Below are 16,598 nucleotides of genomic sequence, written 5' to 3'. Positions count from 1 at the left end.
AATTGATGGGAATTGTGTTAAAGCAGTGTGCTAGATGAAGATAATTTCCTTTATCAAGCAATTTCAATTTGATTAAAAGTATTAAAAAAAAATGTATTAGCCAAAATGTGATTAGTATGATTTTGGACGACAGTCTGTTTTTATTTTTTCAATTCAAAGTGTCCTTTATTCGGATGTGTTCCACTACAGTCGCAACTGGAAAATTCATTGTTTTCCATCCAAATTAATTTGTCCTTGTTGAAATTATACCAATTTTGAACAGCGATTTTAAAGTTCTTCCTGTTTTGATAGTTCTCGTTTAAATGTTGCCAATACGAACAATATCCACAACCTTCTTTATCAAATTCAACTCCCAATAATTCAAATGTTGGAATACCGTGTATTATTTCTTCAAAGTGCGACATAGGCGATGTCTGAAACGGAATAGTTATAACTAAAATTTGGAACATTCGCCTCGGTCATGGTGGAGTCGTTAAGTTTTTCCGATTTCAAAGTTAAGCCCGATATGGTGTTTGTTTAAAGATTTATATTTCATACCTTGCTGAGTTAATAGTCTGAACTATCTCATTGAAAAAACTGTTGTATGACTGTAAGTCGTTCATTTTATAATTTTTTTATATCTCGCACGCTTGTGATAGAAATCAAAAATACAAATTCTCGCACAGCTGTGCGAGAATTTGTATCCCGTTAATAAATTTAAAATAAATCTCCGCTATTTGTTGCTATAGCTATTAATAACCTATGTTGAAGAGTGCCATATGAACTAGGTAAAAAAACAAAAAGCTTGTTTATTTTTATTGCGGTTGGGTTCATAAATACATAATGGCTGTCAACTGTCCATAAATTTATTAGTGGATCTGTGTCACTTGGAATTATTTGACGTACAACAATAGAGTCAGGATTTGTCTGAGAAACTCCAACCAATGAATTCAAAATGATGATTATAGTTAATACGATTTTCATTTAGATAATTCTTGTGCTTTTTTAATGTTGCAAAGTATCTTACTAAAATAAGGTGTTTAATCGTTTTTCCCATGCATTCGGTAAGCTTACTTCGATTGGCACAGCACAGTAAGTTGAAAGGAAATCCGGATCTTTCGATTAAAATACGGGACAGGCTGTCAAGGTGGTGTTAAGCGTTTCTTGATTGTTTTTTAAAGGTATTCATGAGTACTTCGTAGTTCAGCGGGCTCCATTGTGCTGGTCGAAATATTGGCCAACTTAGCGAAGGGATCTCATGACTGAAGGGCGTAATCGGCACGTGGAAGACTTAGTTGTCGTGGATTACAAAGATAAATGTCTGAGGTACCGTCAGCTATACGTGAGCCCAAAAACAACTTTGATAAACCTTTAGTAAATGTGTTAAAACCTTCCTAAAAACTTTATTTCCCCTCAAAACACCACTAATTCCTCTCAAATTTCTACTTTTGCCAAAAGATTAAGCTATGTTGCAGTCAATGACAGGTTATGGGAAAGCGTTTGGAACTTTTTTTAATAAGAAAGTTACCGTTGAAATGCGCTCTCTCAATAGTAAGGGGACAGATGTTCACTTGAAAATTCCAGGAAATTATAAATCTTATGAATTGCCAATTCGCAAAATGATTGGTAGCGCACTTGAACGCGGAAAAGTCGAATGCTTAATTACTGAAGAAAGCATCGAAGGAAAAGCGAAAGTGAGTATCAATAAAGATTTAGCTGTTGCCTACTATAAGGAAATGAAAGATTTGGCTGGTGAAGTAGGAGAAGAGCCAAAGGATTTCTTGACTACAATCATGCGGATGCCAGAGGTTTTACAAGCTCAAGAATCTGAGGTTTCTGACGAAGAATGGAATGAAGTTCAAGCTTTAATTAAAGAAGCATTAAAAAATATTACTCAATTTAGAGAAGAAGAAGGTGAATCTTTGATTGCTGATTTTTCATCTTCTATAAATGAAATCGAAAGGTTGTTGCAAGAAGTTCCTAAGTTTGAAGAGGTCCGAATTGAAATAATTCGAGAACGTATGCGCAAAGGACTTGAGAAATTACAAGAAGGTGTTGATGAGAACCGATTCGAACAAGAATTGATTTATTATATCGAAAAATTAGATGTTTCTGAAGAAAAAGTGAGATTGCAACATCATTTGGATTATTTCAGAACTACAATGAATGAATCTGGAGCGATGGGGAAAAAGCTAGGGTTTATTTCTCAAGAAATCGGGAGAGAAATCAATACATTGGGTAGTAAAGCTTACCACGCAGATTTGCAGAAAATTGTGGTAGATATGAAAGACTATCTAGAAAAAATAAAAGAACAAGTACTCAATACGCTTTAGATTAGGATGAAAAACGATCAAAAACAAACAGGGAAATGCATTATTTTTTCGGCACCTTCTGGAGCGGGAAAAACAACAATAGTTCGAGCTTTGTTAGAAAGAATGGACGAACTGGCTTTTTCTATTTCGGCATGTTCTAGGGAGCCACGCGTTAATGAATTGCACAAAAAAGACTATTACTTTTTAGGAATTGAAGGATTCAAAGAAGAAATTGAAGATGATGCTTTCATTGAATGGGAAGAAGTATACAAAGATCATTTCTATGGTACATTAAAACATGAAGTGGACAGACTTTGGGCTGAGAACAAAGTAGTGGTTTTTGATGTTGATGTTTATGGAGGAATTAATTTGAAGAAATATTTTGGCGATTCTGCTTTAAGTTTTTTTATTCAACCTCCTTCAATTGAAGTTTTGGAAGAACGCCTTAGAAATCGTCAAACCGAAACAGAAGATAAGATAAAAACCCGAATGGAAAAAGCTGGTGAAGAGCTGTCTAAGAGTGTGCATTTTGATGAAGTTGTCATCAATAACGACTTAGAGTTAACCATCAATGAGGTTGAAGAATTGATAAAAGAATATATTAAGGAATGAAAGTAGGACTGTACTTCGGAACGTTTAACCCTATTCATATTGGACATTTAATTATTTCCAATTACATGGCGGACTACACGGATTTGGATGAGGTTTGGTTGGTGGTTTCACCACAAAACCCGCTTAAAAAGAAAAAGTCTCTGTTGGAAGATTATCACCGATTAGCGATAGTTAGGGTTGCAATAGAAGACAATGAAAATCTACGCGAAAGTGACATAGAATTTAAAATGCCACGTCCGTCATACACCTCAGATACCTTAGCTTATCTTAAGGATAAACATCCGAAAAATGAGTTTCACTTAATTATGGGAGAAGATAATTTGAGAACGCTCCACAAATGGAAGAACTTCGAAAATATCATAGAAAATCATAAGTTATACGTTTATCCAAGAGTTTTAACGATTCAAGAAGAACAAGAAGTGGAACAAATTGGTTCTCTACCTGAAAACGAATTACAAAAACACAAGAATATCATTATGTGTGATGATGCGCCAGTAATGAAAGTAAGTTCTAGTTTTATTCGTCAGGCAATTAAAGACAAGAAAGATGTTCGTTATTTATTGACGGATCCTGTTCACAAGTATATCGAAGAAATGAACTTTTATAAATAAATTGCCACAGCTATTTTTTTAATTACGAATTAGGAATTCCTGGCGTGTGAATAGGAGTTGTGAAAACCCTCCTGAGTTAGAGGATTGTCACAAGCCTTGTATTTGCCATTTTTATTTCAAAAATGGGGATTGCCTCTTTTGAACACACATCCTCAAAAGCTTTAAAAAAGATCTGAAACATATCCGATCTTCAGCATTTTAATTCTTAGTTAAGAATTAAAAATTTGTCGGAATGACGCCGCATGGTGTTGGTTTTCGGGAGAAATGGTGCTAAACCAACCGCTCGTCATTCCGATGAAGTGTCAACGACTGAGGGAACTCTTTTTGCTTATTCTCTCTCTGAACCTCGTCATCCCTCCATTGAGAAAATTATTAATTTTCTCAATGGAGGGATCTTTCAAAAGGTGAAAGTGGTTTGTTTTTTTATCATCGGTTGTGTTTATCAAATCGCCGTTTTTTAACGTAAAATTTTTTTTTGAACATTTTTTACGAACAGGAATGGATGTCGTTAATCCGTAATCGTTTCCCCATAACGTAAACGAAAAAACATATTTTAAATTAGATTAATCACTTTTATTTCTTCTCAATCTTCTTCACCAATTCTTCCTCAATCTTCTCAGGTTGATATTCTTCACTTCCATAAATGAAGAAGGTGTTTTCGCCAAAACCTCCATAAGAAGGTAAAATTTTGTTTTTAGGAATTTCTCTGGCCATGTAATATGTTTTGTCGTTTTCTACAATTTTATAAAAAGCAAATATAAATTGATTCCCAGCTGCTGATATTACTTTGTTTTCGATGTAAGTTAAGGATTTGTCTTTGTCAAAATATGCATCCTTGTAATGATCAAATGCGATATAACCAATCATTTGTTCGAAGCTCAATAAATCGTAAACAGGGTTTTCTGAAACAGCCATTACCTTGGAATATGAAATAGCTACAGCTGCATCTTTTTTAATTAATCGTTTTTCCTTTCCTGAAATTTTTTCTCCAATAATAGTTCTCCAAGCAGCGATACTTCCTGTTTTGTGGTCATTTTTGTTTTTATTCCACACTTTTAACATCTTTGAAAATTGATCTTTTGGAAGGCCATATTCAAACATTATTTCAAAATAACGGAATGCAGCCCAAGGTGGTTGAGTGTCACTGGTAACAGCTTTCACAAATTTTGCGCTTGTGAAATAATCCTGAAAGAATTGCTTGTTCATTAATTCGGGTAGCATGAAACTAATGTTCCACGATAAGCTATCTTCAAGCATTGTACTGAATACAGGCCAAACTTCGATCAAAAAGTCGTTTTTAGGGTCGTTTATTGCTAAAAACCTATAGAAATCAATTTCATTGGATTTATCTTCTTTAGTTTCATTCACTACTTTCATATAGTCTGCAGAATTGCCCTTTTCCTGTAAATTGTATAAAACAGAAATTGTAAAGAACACATTTTTAGCATTTGTTCTTTCTTTCCAATAATCATATAAATTTCGGTCAGTCGTTTTCCAATCTAAACCATAAACAACGGAAGATAAAAGTATTCCTTCTTCATCAAAATTGTCCCAAAATTGAGCGGGCCAGTCTAACATTAAATGCAATACACTATCTCCTACGTGTCCTTCAATTATTAAATCCTCCACCGCAGAACCGCCATTCACCATGATTTCATTTTTCAAAAGCGGAATATCCAATTTTTGAATTGAAACCGAATCCTTTTCAAAGAGCTTTAGACTGTCTAAAAAGGGAATGTTCTTGTATTGCATGTTTGCCTTTTCAGGATATGTCATGTTGGAAATAAAAATTGTTTTACCAATTAATGTTACCTTTCCTTTAAACCTGTTCTCTGAACCAGGATAATAAATGCTGAAATTCATTGTAGGAATCGGTCCATTTAGTTCGAAAGTTGTATCTATTTTTTTGACTGTTAAATCATTTTTCCACTGAATTTGGTCGATCAATAATTCTTTTATGGATTTTTGCGAAAATGACCAAGGATGAAATTTTTTCACCATTACATTATAGGCAATACTTGTTTCAGAATCTACTAAATTGTAATTTTTAGTTTCTTGAAATTCATATTTTTCAGTTTCAATTATTTCTAATTTGAAATCACCTTTATTGATGAATGTTTCAAAGTCTAAATTCGTGATTTTTTTATTTTGTTTTGTTGTAGGAAAGGCCTGAAGAGCATCGAAGTTACGCAAAAATTCTTTTCTTCTAACTTCATCTTTTCCGGTGTATTCGATAAACTGAATGACATTTCCAATTTGTCGAATTCTGCCATGAATTAAATAGCCATTCGAATGAGCGATGTATGATTTTGAAATAGATTCACCTTCAATTTGACTTTTATTGTCAATTTTAACACTGTCGGGATGATAGCGTGCAAGGATGTAATCTCCAAATTCTTTGTTGTCATAGCTTATGGTGTTATCGGTCATTATGCTCTCATATGCATAAAGAATTTCACCATTGAAAGGGTTAATCCATTTGACATCCCAAACCTTATCAAAATCCAACACTCTGTTTTCTGAAAAGTAATTCTTAGGAAATTTGAGCAGCATTGTCTTGGATTCACTTATCACGGTTTGATTCATTCTAATGTCAATCTCATCTTGGGTAAACTGAAAGCCATCAAAGAATTTCAGGTAACGATTGGAGTTGATGAACCTGTAACCTCCTTTAGCAGAAAGTGTATAAAGGACATTTCCCTTCTTGAAAATTCTAATCCATTCTTTATTGCCATCTGAATTTGTAATTAAACCTTGATAGGCTTTCACATCCTTGTTGATAGCTAAGGAATCAAATTGAACTGTTGACAGCTTTGGATCTTTGAAATAATTTCTGACTTGGTTCTCTAGGTTAACCTCAACACCATAATTGTAAATTGAAAGAGAGTAGGTGTTTCCTTGACCTAATTCTTGATATTGAATTAAACGGTCAGCATTTCCTAACTCTTTGATTGCTGGTTTTCCACCAAAACGTAATTTAGCTCCAAATCTTTGGTCTACATAATTATAATTGGCACATTTTCTTAATGCAAATTCGTCTTTGGTTTCATCATTAGAAAAATCAGCATTCACAGCCCTAACAGTATATCCTTTTTTTCTTAATAATGGCACAATTCCTTTAGAACCCAGTAGATGGGAAGCTCCTACAGCAATGAAGGTAGAATTGTGTTGATGTACCAAAGTGTCAATTCCTTCCGCCATTTTAAAATTTCGGTCAACAATTAAATCTTTATACAAATCAAGGTATTCAAGTGTCGAATTTCTAGTGTATTTGTGCAAATCACGAGCGTTTCCCTCTAAATACTTCTGCTTCAGTTCTTGCCTAGAAATCATTTTTATGTTTCTAGGGGCGTTAGGATCAAGCTCATTATTTAAACCAATTTGTAATTGATCTTCAATTGTTTCTAATGGGTAAAATGATTTTGAGCAATTATCCGCGATTTGCTTAAAATACATGTCGATAAACTGCGGTCTACCTTCATCCGAACCATAGGCCGTATAGGTAATCTTATCTGTACTTCTTGCCGGAACAACCCATTTTAGAAGATAAGATTTGTTGTATCCTAAATTTGGAATTATAGTGGATTCGTCCAACATAAATTCCGTGATGTCTGTTTCCAAAACTACAGCGTCAGCCATCAATAAAGCCGAATATAAGGAGTCAGGAAATTCAAAAACATCATTGTCATTGCTGTGATACGTCCCAAATAAATAGGCATTCCCTTGCATATCCGCTCGAGAAATTTCCCATAACAATTGGTAGTTTGACCTATCGATTCCACCTTTCTGTGCAGCAGAAAAGAAAGCGAGTATTAAAGAAAAGAAAAGTAAACAATGACGCATAAATAGTGAGTGAATTTTATTTTAAATCTTTATTCTTTTTTGTTTAAAGCAAATGTTTTCCCATTCAAAATAACTGTCTCAATGATGTTTTCACCAAAGGAGTATGGAATTCTAGCAAGTGAAGAAATTTCTTTCGTTATCATAATATTTGCTTTCTTACCAACAGTAATCGAGCCATGAGTGTCAGAAATCCCCATTGCATATGCTGTATTTAAAGTTGTAGCATTTAACGTTTCAATTGGCGTCATGTTCATTTTTGTGCATGCAATTGATGTTAAAAGTTGCATATTTCCACTTGGAGAAGAACCTGGGTTGAAGTCAGAAGCCAAGGCTAGCGGTAAATCTTCAGCTATTACTTCTCTTGCTTTACCAAAAGGGATAGATAAGAAAAAAGAACAACCAGGCAAAAAAGTTGGCATTGTTTCACTTCCTTTTAAAGCTTCAATATCATTTTTATCTAATTCTTCAAGGTGGTCAACAGAGAGCGCCCCATGATCAACAGCTGCTTTTATTCCTCCCATTATTGAGAACTGATTGACATGAACTTTAGGAATCAAGTTGTATTTAGCTCCTTCTTTCATTAAATGTGTCATTTGCTCTACCGTGAAATAATTTCTTTCACAAAAACAATCGATGTAATCAGCTAATTTCTCCTCAGCTATTTTAGGTAGCATTTCATTAACAATAAGATCTATATATGCTTGTTGGTTCTCTTTATATTCTTTTGGAAATGCATGAGCACCTAAAAATGTTGCCTTAATTTCCATTGGAGAAGCGGCTTTTAATCTTTTAATCACACGAAGCATTTTTAATTCTCCTTCAACTGATAAGCCATAGCCTGATTTTATTTCAATTGCTCCTGTTCCGTATTCAACTAATCCATGAATTCTATCTAGCGCTTCTTCGAATAGTGTATCTTCATCCATTTCTTGCAATTTAGCTGCAGAATTTAAAATTCCACCACCTTTTAATGCAATTTCTTCGTAAGAAAGACCTTTAATTCTATCTTCAAATTCTTCTTCTCGTGTAGCCGCAAAAACAGCGTGGGTATGGGAGTCACAAAAAGTTGGTAAAACATATTTTCCTTCAGCATCAATTACATCAAGATCTCTCCAATCGGTAATTCCAGCCCAATCTTCCATTTTTCCAAATGCAATAATTTCATCATCCTCAATTGCCAAGAAGGCATTTTCAATAATGTCTCCATTATCCATTTGTGCACCCTTTTTATATTTTGGTAAATTATCACCAGTTTGAAATAATCCTTTGATGTTTTTGATTAACATTTTCGCCATAACCCTAAGTTCTATTTTTTAATATAGCTCAAATTTAATTGAAACTGCACTTATTCCAAATCTTTAAGGATTGATTCGTTAGATTAATTAAAATAAAGATTGAAAACATATCAAATCGCTTGATTTTAGTTCCTGAATACCAATGGTATTTTAGGATTAGAATAAAAGCAGAAAGTGCCTATCGTCTTCTTTACCCCCAAATTATTTATACAGCGATATTAGGCTTGCTTTGTAAATAGGAAGCTTAATTTTATAGGAGAGCTAAAATTTAAATGCCTCAATATGAAATCCAAAACAAATAAATTTAAGGAAATCTGTTGTTTTTTGGACGCGCTTTATGTTTTTTTGAAGATGGAGCGTGCTAGAAGTCGCTAATAATGGCGGAAGCTCTGGAGCTTGCGAAAGAGATCACCGACATTATCGACTTCTAGGAGTGGAGACAATAAAAAATATCAGGCGCTAGACATTTTTGTTTCTTTATGGGGCGATGCCAAAAAGAAAAACACCGGTTATTAGTGATGTTTTTATTCAAAAGTAGTTCGGGGTAAAGTATCCGATAAGCATTAAGCAGAATTCTATTATTAAGTATTGGTGCTTAGACAATATATTTATGTAACTTTGTCCCCTTGAAAACTATCAAGTGATGTCAAAAGAAGTAAAAATATTTGCAGGTAGAGCCACTCAAAAGTTGGGTGCAGAAATAGCTAAAGAATTTGGAATTCCTTTAGGAGAGGTTACCGTAGCTGAGTTTAGCGATGGAGAGTTTCAGCCTTCGTTTGAGGAAACGGTTCGTGGAAAAGATGTTTTTATTATTCAATCTACACCACCTCCTTCAGATAACTTGATGGAGTTGTTGTTGATGGTTGATGCAGCAAAACGTGCTTCTGCGCGTAAAATTATTGCCGTTATGCCTTATTTCGGTTTTGCACGTCAGGATAGAAAAGACAAACCGCGTGTTGCCATTGGAGCAAAATTGGTTGCAAATATGTTAATGGCTGCAGGAGTGAGTCGTGTAATGACAACGGATTTACATGCAGATCAAATTCAAGGTTTCTTTGAAGTTCCTGTTGATCATTTGTATGCTTCAACTGTTTTCTTTCCAGAAATTCAAAAAATGGCAGAAAGTGGAAATGTTGTTATGGCAGCTCCAGATGTAGGAGGTGCAAAACGCGCCAATTCTTATGCTAAAAAATTAGACTTAGGTTTGGCACTTTGTCACAAGCAAAGAGCAAAAGCCAATGTAATTTCTGAAATGACCGTGATTGGTGATGTAAAAGGAAAAGACGTAGTGCTTGTAGATGACATGATAGATACTGCTGGAACTTTAACAAAAGCGGCAGACCTTATGATGGATCAAGGAGCGAATAGTGTTCGAGCATATATTTCACATGCTGTTCTTTCAGGTCCAGCTTATGAACGTATAGAGGCTTCTAAAATTACAGAATTGATCGTAACTGATACAATTCCGTTGAAGAGACAAAGCAATAAGATTCGTGTAGTTTCTGTGGCTCCATTATTTGGAGATGTAATCCAAAGAATGGTTCACGACAAATCAATTAGTAAACATTTTATAATATCATAAATTAAAACAAAACAATGAAAGTAGTACAATTGAGCGGTTCGCTTAGAGCGAGCGTAGGAAAAAAGGAAACAAAAGCTGTTAGAGCTAACGGTAATGTTCCTTGTGTACTTTACGGATCAGGAGAGCAATTTTGCTTTTCAGTTCGTTCAGTAGATTTAGAAAAATTAATCTTTTCACCAAATGTTTACCAAATAGAATTGGATCTTGATGGTACAAAGAAAATGGCGATAATCCAAGCAAAACAAATGCACCCGATTACGGATAAACCAATGCATGTTGATTTTCTTGAATTAGCTGATGATAAACCAGTAAAAATTGGTATTCCAATCCGTGTTACTGGTCGTTCTAAAGGTGTATTGAATGGTGGTCGTTTAATGACTATCTTCCGTACATTAAAAGTAGAAGGTCTTCCTAAAGATCTTCCAAATGAAGTAGAAATTGATATCACACCTCTTCGTATTGGTCAGTCAATCCGTGTAAGAGATATCGATATGCCAGGTGTAAAAACATTGGAAAATGAAAGTGCTGTTGTAGTTTCAGTTAAAATGTCTCGTGGTGCTGTTGATACAGATGATGACGAAGAAGAAGAAGGAGCTGAAGAAGCTGCTGAATCGACTGAAGATTAACAAACAATATACTTTAAAATGTTTAAGGCCTCGACTTTTAGTCGGGGCTTTTTTTTTGGCCTTTTTTTGAAGAGGTATACTTGCCCAATTTAGGTATGCATGGCGTTTCAAAAAGATTGGAATAGAAAAGATATGGACGGTTTGCAAACGGTACATCATCTTTTCTGGAGAATAATTTCCAAAAAAAAAAGAGTCTAAACTTAATTGTTTAGACTCTTTCAATATGCTATAATGCTATTTTCTGATTTTTGAAGCTCTAGAGCAAGGCTCGTATGTTTTTCAAATTATAAGTTGACTTTTGTCAATGCGATGCACTGGGCTCAGTCGAAGGTTTAATTTTCAAAACTAATTGCAACGCCGCTATTGAGCTTTAAAAACAGAAAAGACTAGTAACGGTAATGTTCTGGCTTATATGGCCCTTTAACATCAACTCCGATATAATCGGCTTGATCTTTAGAAAGTTCTTCTAGCTCAACACCAATTTTCGCAAGGTGCAATTCAGCAACTTTCTCATCAAGGTGTTTTGGCAACATATAAACATCGTTTTCATATTTGTCAGTGTTGTTCCAAAGCTCCATTTGCGCCAAAGTTTGGTTAGCAAAAGAGTTAGACATAACGAATGATGGGTGACCTGTAGCACAACCTAAGTTTACTAAACGACCTTCAGCTAAAAGAATGATATCTTTTCCATCTAAGTCATATAAATCAACTTGTGGTTTAATTTCGTCTTTTGTTGTAGCGTTCTCGTTTAACCAAGCAACGTCGATTTCATTGTCGAAGTGGCCAATGTTACAAACGATTACTTTGTCTTTCATTTTTTTGAAGTGACGACCAACAACGATGTCTTTGTTTCCAGTCGTTGTAACAACGATATCAACACGGTCAACAACACTATCCAATTTTTTAACTTCGAAACCATCCATTGCAGCTTGAAGCGCACAAATTGGGTCGATTTCAGTAACGATTACACGTGCACCAGCACCTCTAAGTGAAGCTGCAGAACCTTTACCAACATCTCCGTATCCACAAACAACAACAACTTTACCAGCCATCATTGTATCAGTAGCACGACGAATTGCATCAACTAATGATTCTTTACATCCGTATTTGTTGTCAAATTTAGATTTTGTAACTGAATCGTTTACGTTGATTGCTGGCATTACTAAAGTACCATTTTTCTTTCTTTCGTATAAACGGTGAACTCCTGTAGTCGTTTCTTCAGAAAGTCCTTTAATGTCTTTTGTTAATTCTGGGAAACGATCAAATACCATGTTCGTTAAATCTCCACCATCATCAAGAATCATATTTAAAGGTTGACCATCTTTAAAAGTGTGTAATGTTTGTTCAATACACCAGTCAAATTCCTCTTCATTCATTCCTTTCCATGCGAAAACTGGAATTCCTGCTGCAGCAATGGCAGCAGCTGCGTGATCTTGTGTAGAGAAAATGTTACAAGAAGACCAAGTTACATCTGCACCTAATTCAACTAATGTTTCAATTAGAACAGCTGTCTGAATAGTCATGTGCAAACAACCTGCAATACGTGCACCTTTTAATGGTTTATCAGCACCATATTCTTTACGCAATGACATTAATCCTGGCATATCTGCCTCGGCAAGTCTAATTTCTTTTCTTCCGTAATCTGCAAGGCTGATATCTTTAACCTTGTATTTCAATTGTTCTTTTGTTTCACTCATTTATTCTAATTTTCTAAATGTTTTCTTAAATCGAATACAAAAGTAAGCAAATTAAAAGTTAATATCAAAACCATTTGGGAATTAAAGTTTTGGATTGTCAAATGGAAACGTTAATAGGTATACAATAACCTATAAATTCTTCTTTTTACTCCTCACTTTTGTTATTCTGCCTTTCCCTAATTTCTCAAACCTCAATATTCCCTATTGTCGAACGATTTGTTTCAAAAATTTCTCTGTAATCAAATAAGTTGGTTTCACACCGGTCAAACCGAGTCCTCCTGAAGCTAATGTACTTCCTGTTTCCAATGGGTTATCTGAAGCGTAATAAGCATACCTAACTTTTACATCAGAATTTATGCTGTTTCTTATTTTTGAAGCGGCTTGAATCGCTTTTTGATAATGTGCTCCTTCCATTTCTAATCCAACAACTTTCCAGGTTGATTTCTTGAAATAACTTAACATTTCTCTGTTTTGCAAGGAAGTACCCAAAACTGTAATCATGTGTCCATCACTCACTTCGATATCTTCGTTTTCAAAATCAGCTAAGGTGATTTCATTTTCAAATGGATAATTGTCTGTTGTTCCTTCGAAAACGTGTGCTTGAGGAATCATAAGGTCTCCTTTTCCACCTTTCAATATTCCAGCCTTCCCCATAATAGAAACCGAAGAAACATTGAGATTCACAGGTCCATTTTTAGCTTTTTTGAAGGGCTTTAATAGCTCATCCATCGTTTCGAAAGCTTGTTCTCCAAATGCGTAATCCATTACAATTAATACGGCGTTTGTTTCTTTATTAACCTTTGATAAATAACTTTTGTCGAAATCTATTTTAGCTAAATCAAAGATTTGAACATCTATGTTAGTTCCTGAAACATCTTTAAGGTAGGTCATACCTTGTTCAGCTGCTAAATCGCTAATTTGTTTTCTTTCTTTGGAATTTTCCGGCTGACTTAACCTTTCAAAAACTTCTATTTTAACGGGCTTTTCTTTACTGCTCGTAACCGTTTGTTTACTGAATAAATAATTCATTACACTGTGCATATTAGCACTGATGATATGAATTGGACGATCCAATAAATCTTGTTTTTCTAATTCTCGTTTAATGCGGTTAGCCCAGCGTTCTCCATGCATGTGGTGACCAGTCCTTTCTCGCAGAACTGGACTAAACAAAATAATTCGTTTATTGATTTCTAATACTTCTTCAACTGCTAATTTCCCTAGCCAATAGATAACTTTAAGCAATCTGTTAGGCATTTCTTTGGTGGCAAGTGCTTTGTGAACTGCTAGTACTTCTTCAAATGTTCGACCTAAAATATTTGCACAGTGGAACATCGCAATCTCCAATTCATCATTCGTAATTTCATCTTGTAAAATCACTTTTTCAAATTTTAACCATTCGCTGGTCAGAGTTCCTTTATCGTTAATCACCACTCTATTCGCAATCTTATGTGATTCAATGAACAAGAATGTCAAGTGAGTTAGAATATCATAAATATCCGAACGACCTCGTGTGATTTCAACATTCATTTGATCTTTATCAATACGGTAGCAATTTCTTCTTCTCTTTGGCGGAATAATGGACTTCATATTCGATAATTGATATCCCTCGTCTCCTGTTAGGTTCACAATCGGACACTCTTCAATTCCGTGCGGAAGACGGTCTAAAACATATAATAATCCACTCAATTCTACCTTGTCTTCTCCAATTGAGCCATAAATTTCTGGTTGTAATGCGAGCAAACCTTCTCTTAAAGTTCGACCAGAGATTCCCATTGGTTTGTAAAAACCTCGGTTAAATAAGTGTCGCATAGCTATGTAAATACGTTCTATTGCTTGTGTGGCTTCTTGTGCTTTTGTGCGTTGTTTATCTTTCATATATCGCAAGTATTTTGTGTCAATTTTAAATTAAATATAAACTCTAATTTATTTATAAACTCTAATTTATTGAACGGGAATAAGGTTTTCGCTCATTCAAAATTTGAGAAATTCTAACGAATATAGTAAAAAGGGTGGATTGATGGGTATTAAGTTTTTATTAAATAGGGAAGGGGTCTTGAAAATTGTAACCGAACATAGAAAGTAAGTAATAAATCGCTAACCTAATTTTCAAGAGTATGTACCTATTGCCGAAAAAAGCGCATTGGTTGTATATTTTTAATTTTGATGTGAAATGCGAGCTTATATTTTTAGCTAAATTGCTTTCACTTTGAAGTTGTGGTATCTAAGTTGGAATATTAACACCAAATTATCAATTATCCATTATCCATTCTCAATTATTAACCACTATATCCCGAAACTTTCTATTTTTGCAGAAGTCAAAATTATATCAATGAAACATACAAAAATTAAAGCGTTATTGGAATCGTCTGAAGTAGGCGAAAAAGTTATTGTTAAAGGTTGGGTGAGGGCTTTTAGAAGCAATCGTTTTATCCAGATTAATGATGGGTCAACGATCAATAATATCCAAGCGGTAATTGACTATGAAAATTTTGATGAGTCATTGTTGAAAAAGATAAGTACTGCTGCAGCTGTTGAAGTTCAAGGGACTTTGGTTGAGTCAGAAGGAAAAGGTCAAGCAATGGAAATTGCTGTTGATGAGGTGAAAATCCTTGGAGAAGCAAATCCAGATGATGTTCAGAAAACGGTAATGCAGCCTAAAAAGCACAGTTTAGAATTCTTGCGTGAACAAGCGCATTTGCGTTTCAGAACGAATACTTTCGGAGCAGTATTTAGAATTCGTCATGGTTTGACATTCGCAATTCATAAATTCTTTAACGATAAAGGATTTTATAATTTACATACGCCGATTTTGACATCTTCAGATGCGGAAGGAGCAGGGGAGATGTTCCATGTTACCAACTTTGACTTAAATAATGTTCCGAAAACGGAAGATGGAAAAGTAGATTACAGCAAAGATTTCTTTGATAAGCCAGTGAATTTAACCGTTTCTGGTCAGTTAGAAGCAGAACTTGGAGCTTTGGCTTTAGGTCAGGTTTATACATTCGGACCAACTTTTAGAGCTGAGAATTCAAATACATCTCGTCACTTAGCGGAATTCTGGATGATAGAACCTGAGGTTGCTTTTAATGACTTGAAAGACAACATGGACTTGACAGAAGAGTTCTTGAAGTATTTATCGAATTATGTTTTAGAGAACTATGCAGATGATGTGAAGTTCTTGAACGATCGCGATGCACAAGAGCAAAAAGGGAAGCCAGAAAAAGATAGAAACCCATTAACTTTAATTGAGAGATTGCAGTTTGTGGCTAACAATGAATTTAAGCGCATCACTTATACAGAAGCAATTCAGATTTTAAGAAATTCGAAACCTTTCAAAAAGAAGAAATTCAAATTTGATGTTGAATGGGGAGTAGATTTACATTCGGAGCACGAGCGTTATTTGGTAGAAAAGGAATTCAATTGTCCAGTAATTATTACAGATTATCCAGCTGAAATTAAGGCTTTTTACATGCGTCAAAACGACGATGGGAAAACTGTTGCAGCAATGGATGTTTTATTCCCTGGAATTGGAGAAATCGTTGGAGGTTCGCAACGTGAAGAACGTTTGGATATCTTGAAGAAGAAATGCGCTGATTTTGAAATTCATGAAGAAGAATTATACTGGTACATCGATACACGTAAATTCGGAACAGTTCCGCATGCAGGATTCGGTCTAGGATTCGAAAGAATGGTGATGTTTGCAACAGGAATGACAAATATTCGTGATGTAATTCCTTTTCCAAGAACACCGGGTAACGCTGATTTCTAGTCTTTAAGGAATGTAGAGTTGAGGTGTTTTCGCTTCGCTCAATTTTTATCACAGAGGTTTCCGTGATAAAAGGCTTATATTCGCTTCGCTCTTGTTGTTTTCCTCTGTGTAACAAAAAGAGCGAAGCGACCATCAAACTAAAAAAAAAACAATCACCTTTTTATCTCCTTCTCTAAGGCTGACCCTCCATGAATCTCTGTGAAAATCCTCCCTTTTCCTCTGTGTAAAAAATAAACAGAGCGAAGCGGTGATAATAAAATTTAACAAAACTC

12 protein-coding genes are annotated in these 16,598 nt (G+C 34.8%); 6 read left to right on the top strand and 6 right to left on the bottom strand.

Annotated features, from left to right (window positions below; genetic code table 11):
* Nucleotides 1–140: 140 nt before the first annotated feature.
* Together C6368_RS00320 and C6368_RS00315 are read right to left on the bottom strand one after the other, a co-directional pair.
* The gene (locus C6368_RS00320; RefSeq protein ID WP_107037181.1) at nt 141–404 is read right to left on the bottom strand and encodes a hypothetical protein; all 264 of its coding nucleotides are present in this window, start codon (nt 402–404) and stop codon (nt 141–143) included.
* A gap of 292 nt (nt 405–696) precedes the next feature.
* The gene (locus C6368_RS00315) at nt 697–963 is read right to left on the bottom strand and encodes a hypothetical protein (protein WP_107037180.1); all 267 of its coding nucleotides are present in this window, start codon (nt 961–963) and stop codon (nt 697–699) included.
* A gap of 482 nt (nt 964–1,445) precedes the next feature.
* On the opposite strand from C6368_RS00315, the gene C6368_RS00310 reads away from it, so the two are divergent.
* Genes C6368_RS00310 through nadD form a run of 3 tightly spaced genes read left to right on the top strand, consistent with a single transcriptional unit; the run spans nt 1,446 to nt 3,514 of the window.
* The gene (locus C6368_RS00310) at nt 1,446–2,312 is read left to right on the top strand and encodes a YicC/YloC family endoribonuclease (RefSeq protein ID WP_107037179.1); all 867 of its coding nucleotides are present in this window, start codon (nt 1,446–1,448) and stop codon (nt 2,310–2,312) included.
* A gap of 6 nt (nt 2,313–2,318) precedes the next feature.
* Complete coding sequence (gene gmk / locus C6368_RS00305; protein ID WP_107037178.1) at nt 2,319–2,903, top strand: guanylate kinase; 585 nt, start codon at nt 2,319–2,321, stop codon at nt 2,901–2,903.
* Nucleotides 2,900–3,514 carry a nicotinate (nicotinamide) nucleotide adenylyltransferase gene (nadD, locus tag C6368_RS00300; RefSeq protein WP_107037177.1) on the top strand — a complete coding sequence of 205 codons (615 nt, stop codon included), beginning with the start codon at nt 2,900–2,902 and terminating at the stop codon, nt 3,512–3,514. The genes gmk and nadD overlap by 4 nt, the downstream gene beginning before the upstream one ends.
* A 573-nt stretch (nt 3,515–4,087) precedes the next feature.
* Here nadD and C6368_RS00290 read toward each other — a convergent pair.
* Nucleotides 4,088–7,357 carry a TraB/GumN family protein gene (locus C6368_RS00290; protein WP_107037175.1) on the bottom strand — a complete coding sequence of 1,090 codons (3,270 nt, stop codon included), beginning with the start codon at nt 7,355–7,357 and terminating at the stop codon, nt 4,088–4,090.
* A 29-nt stretch (nt 7,358–7,386) separates the two neighbouring features.
* On the bottom strand, nt 7,387–8,652 hold the full coding sequence (gene hutI, locus C6368_RS00285) for an imidazolonepropionase (RefSeq protein ID WP_107037174.1): 1,266 nt from the start codon (nt 8,650–8,652) through the stop codon (nt 7,387–7,389).
* 643 nt (nt 8,653–9,295) lie between these two features.
* Here hutI and C6368_RS00280 point away from each other — a divergent pair.
* Entirely contained in the window at nt 9,296–10,234 is a 939-nt protein-coding gene (locus C6368_RS00280) for a ribose-phosphate pyrophosphokinase (protein ID WP_107037173.1), read from the top strand.
* Between the two features lie 14 nt (nt 10,235–10,248).
* Nucleotides 10,249–10,860, top strand: coding sequence for a 50S ribosomal protein L25 (locus C6368_RS00275; RefSeq protein WP_107037172.1), 612 nt, complete (start codon nt 10,249–10,251; stop codon nt 10,858–10,860).
* A 386-nt stretch (nt 10,861–11,246) separates the two neighbouring features.
* Here the strand turns inward: C6368_RS00275 and ahcY are convergent, their stop codons facing one another.
* Both ahcY and C6368_RS00265 read right to left on the bottom strand, forming a co-directional pair.
* Nucleotides 11,247–12,557 (bottom strand): adenosylhomocysteinase, encoded by a 1,311-nt coding sequence (ahcY, locus tag C6368_RS00270; protein ID WP_107037171.1) that lies wholly within the window; start codon nt 12,555–12,557, stop codon nt 11,247–11,249.
* 201 nt (nt 12,558–12,758) lie between these two features.
* The gene (locus C6368_RS00265) at nt 12,759–14,432 is read right to left on the bottom strand and encodes a DUF6909 family protein (protein WP_107037170.1); all 1,674 of its coding nucleotides are present in this window, start codon (nt 14,430–14,432) and stop codon (nt 12,759–12,761) included.
* A gap of 454 nt (nt 14,433–14,886) precedes the next feature.
* On the opposite strand from C6368_RS00265, the gene asnS reads away from it, so the two are divergent.
* Nucleotides 14,887–16,326, top strand: a complete 1,440-nt coding sequence (gene asnS, locus C6368_RS00260; RefSeq protein WP_107037169.1) for an asparagine--tRNA ligase — start codon at nt 14,887–14,889, stop codon at nt 16,324–16,326.
* Nucleotides 16,327–16,598 lie beyond the last annotated feature (272 nt).

Origin of the sequence: Brumimicrobium mesophilum (assembly GCF_003025005.1) — a bacterium.
Classification (GTDB): Bacteria; Bacteroidota; Bacteroidia; order Flavobacteriales_D; family Crocinitomicaceae; genus Brumimicrobium; species Brumimicrobium mesophilum.
This window is presented reverse-complemented; position numbering and strand designations above follow the sequence as displayed.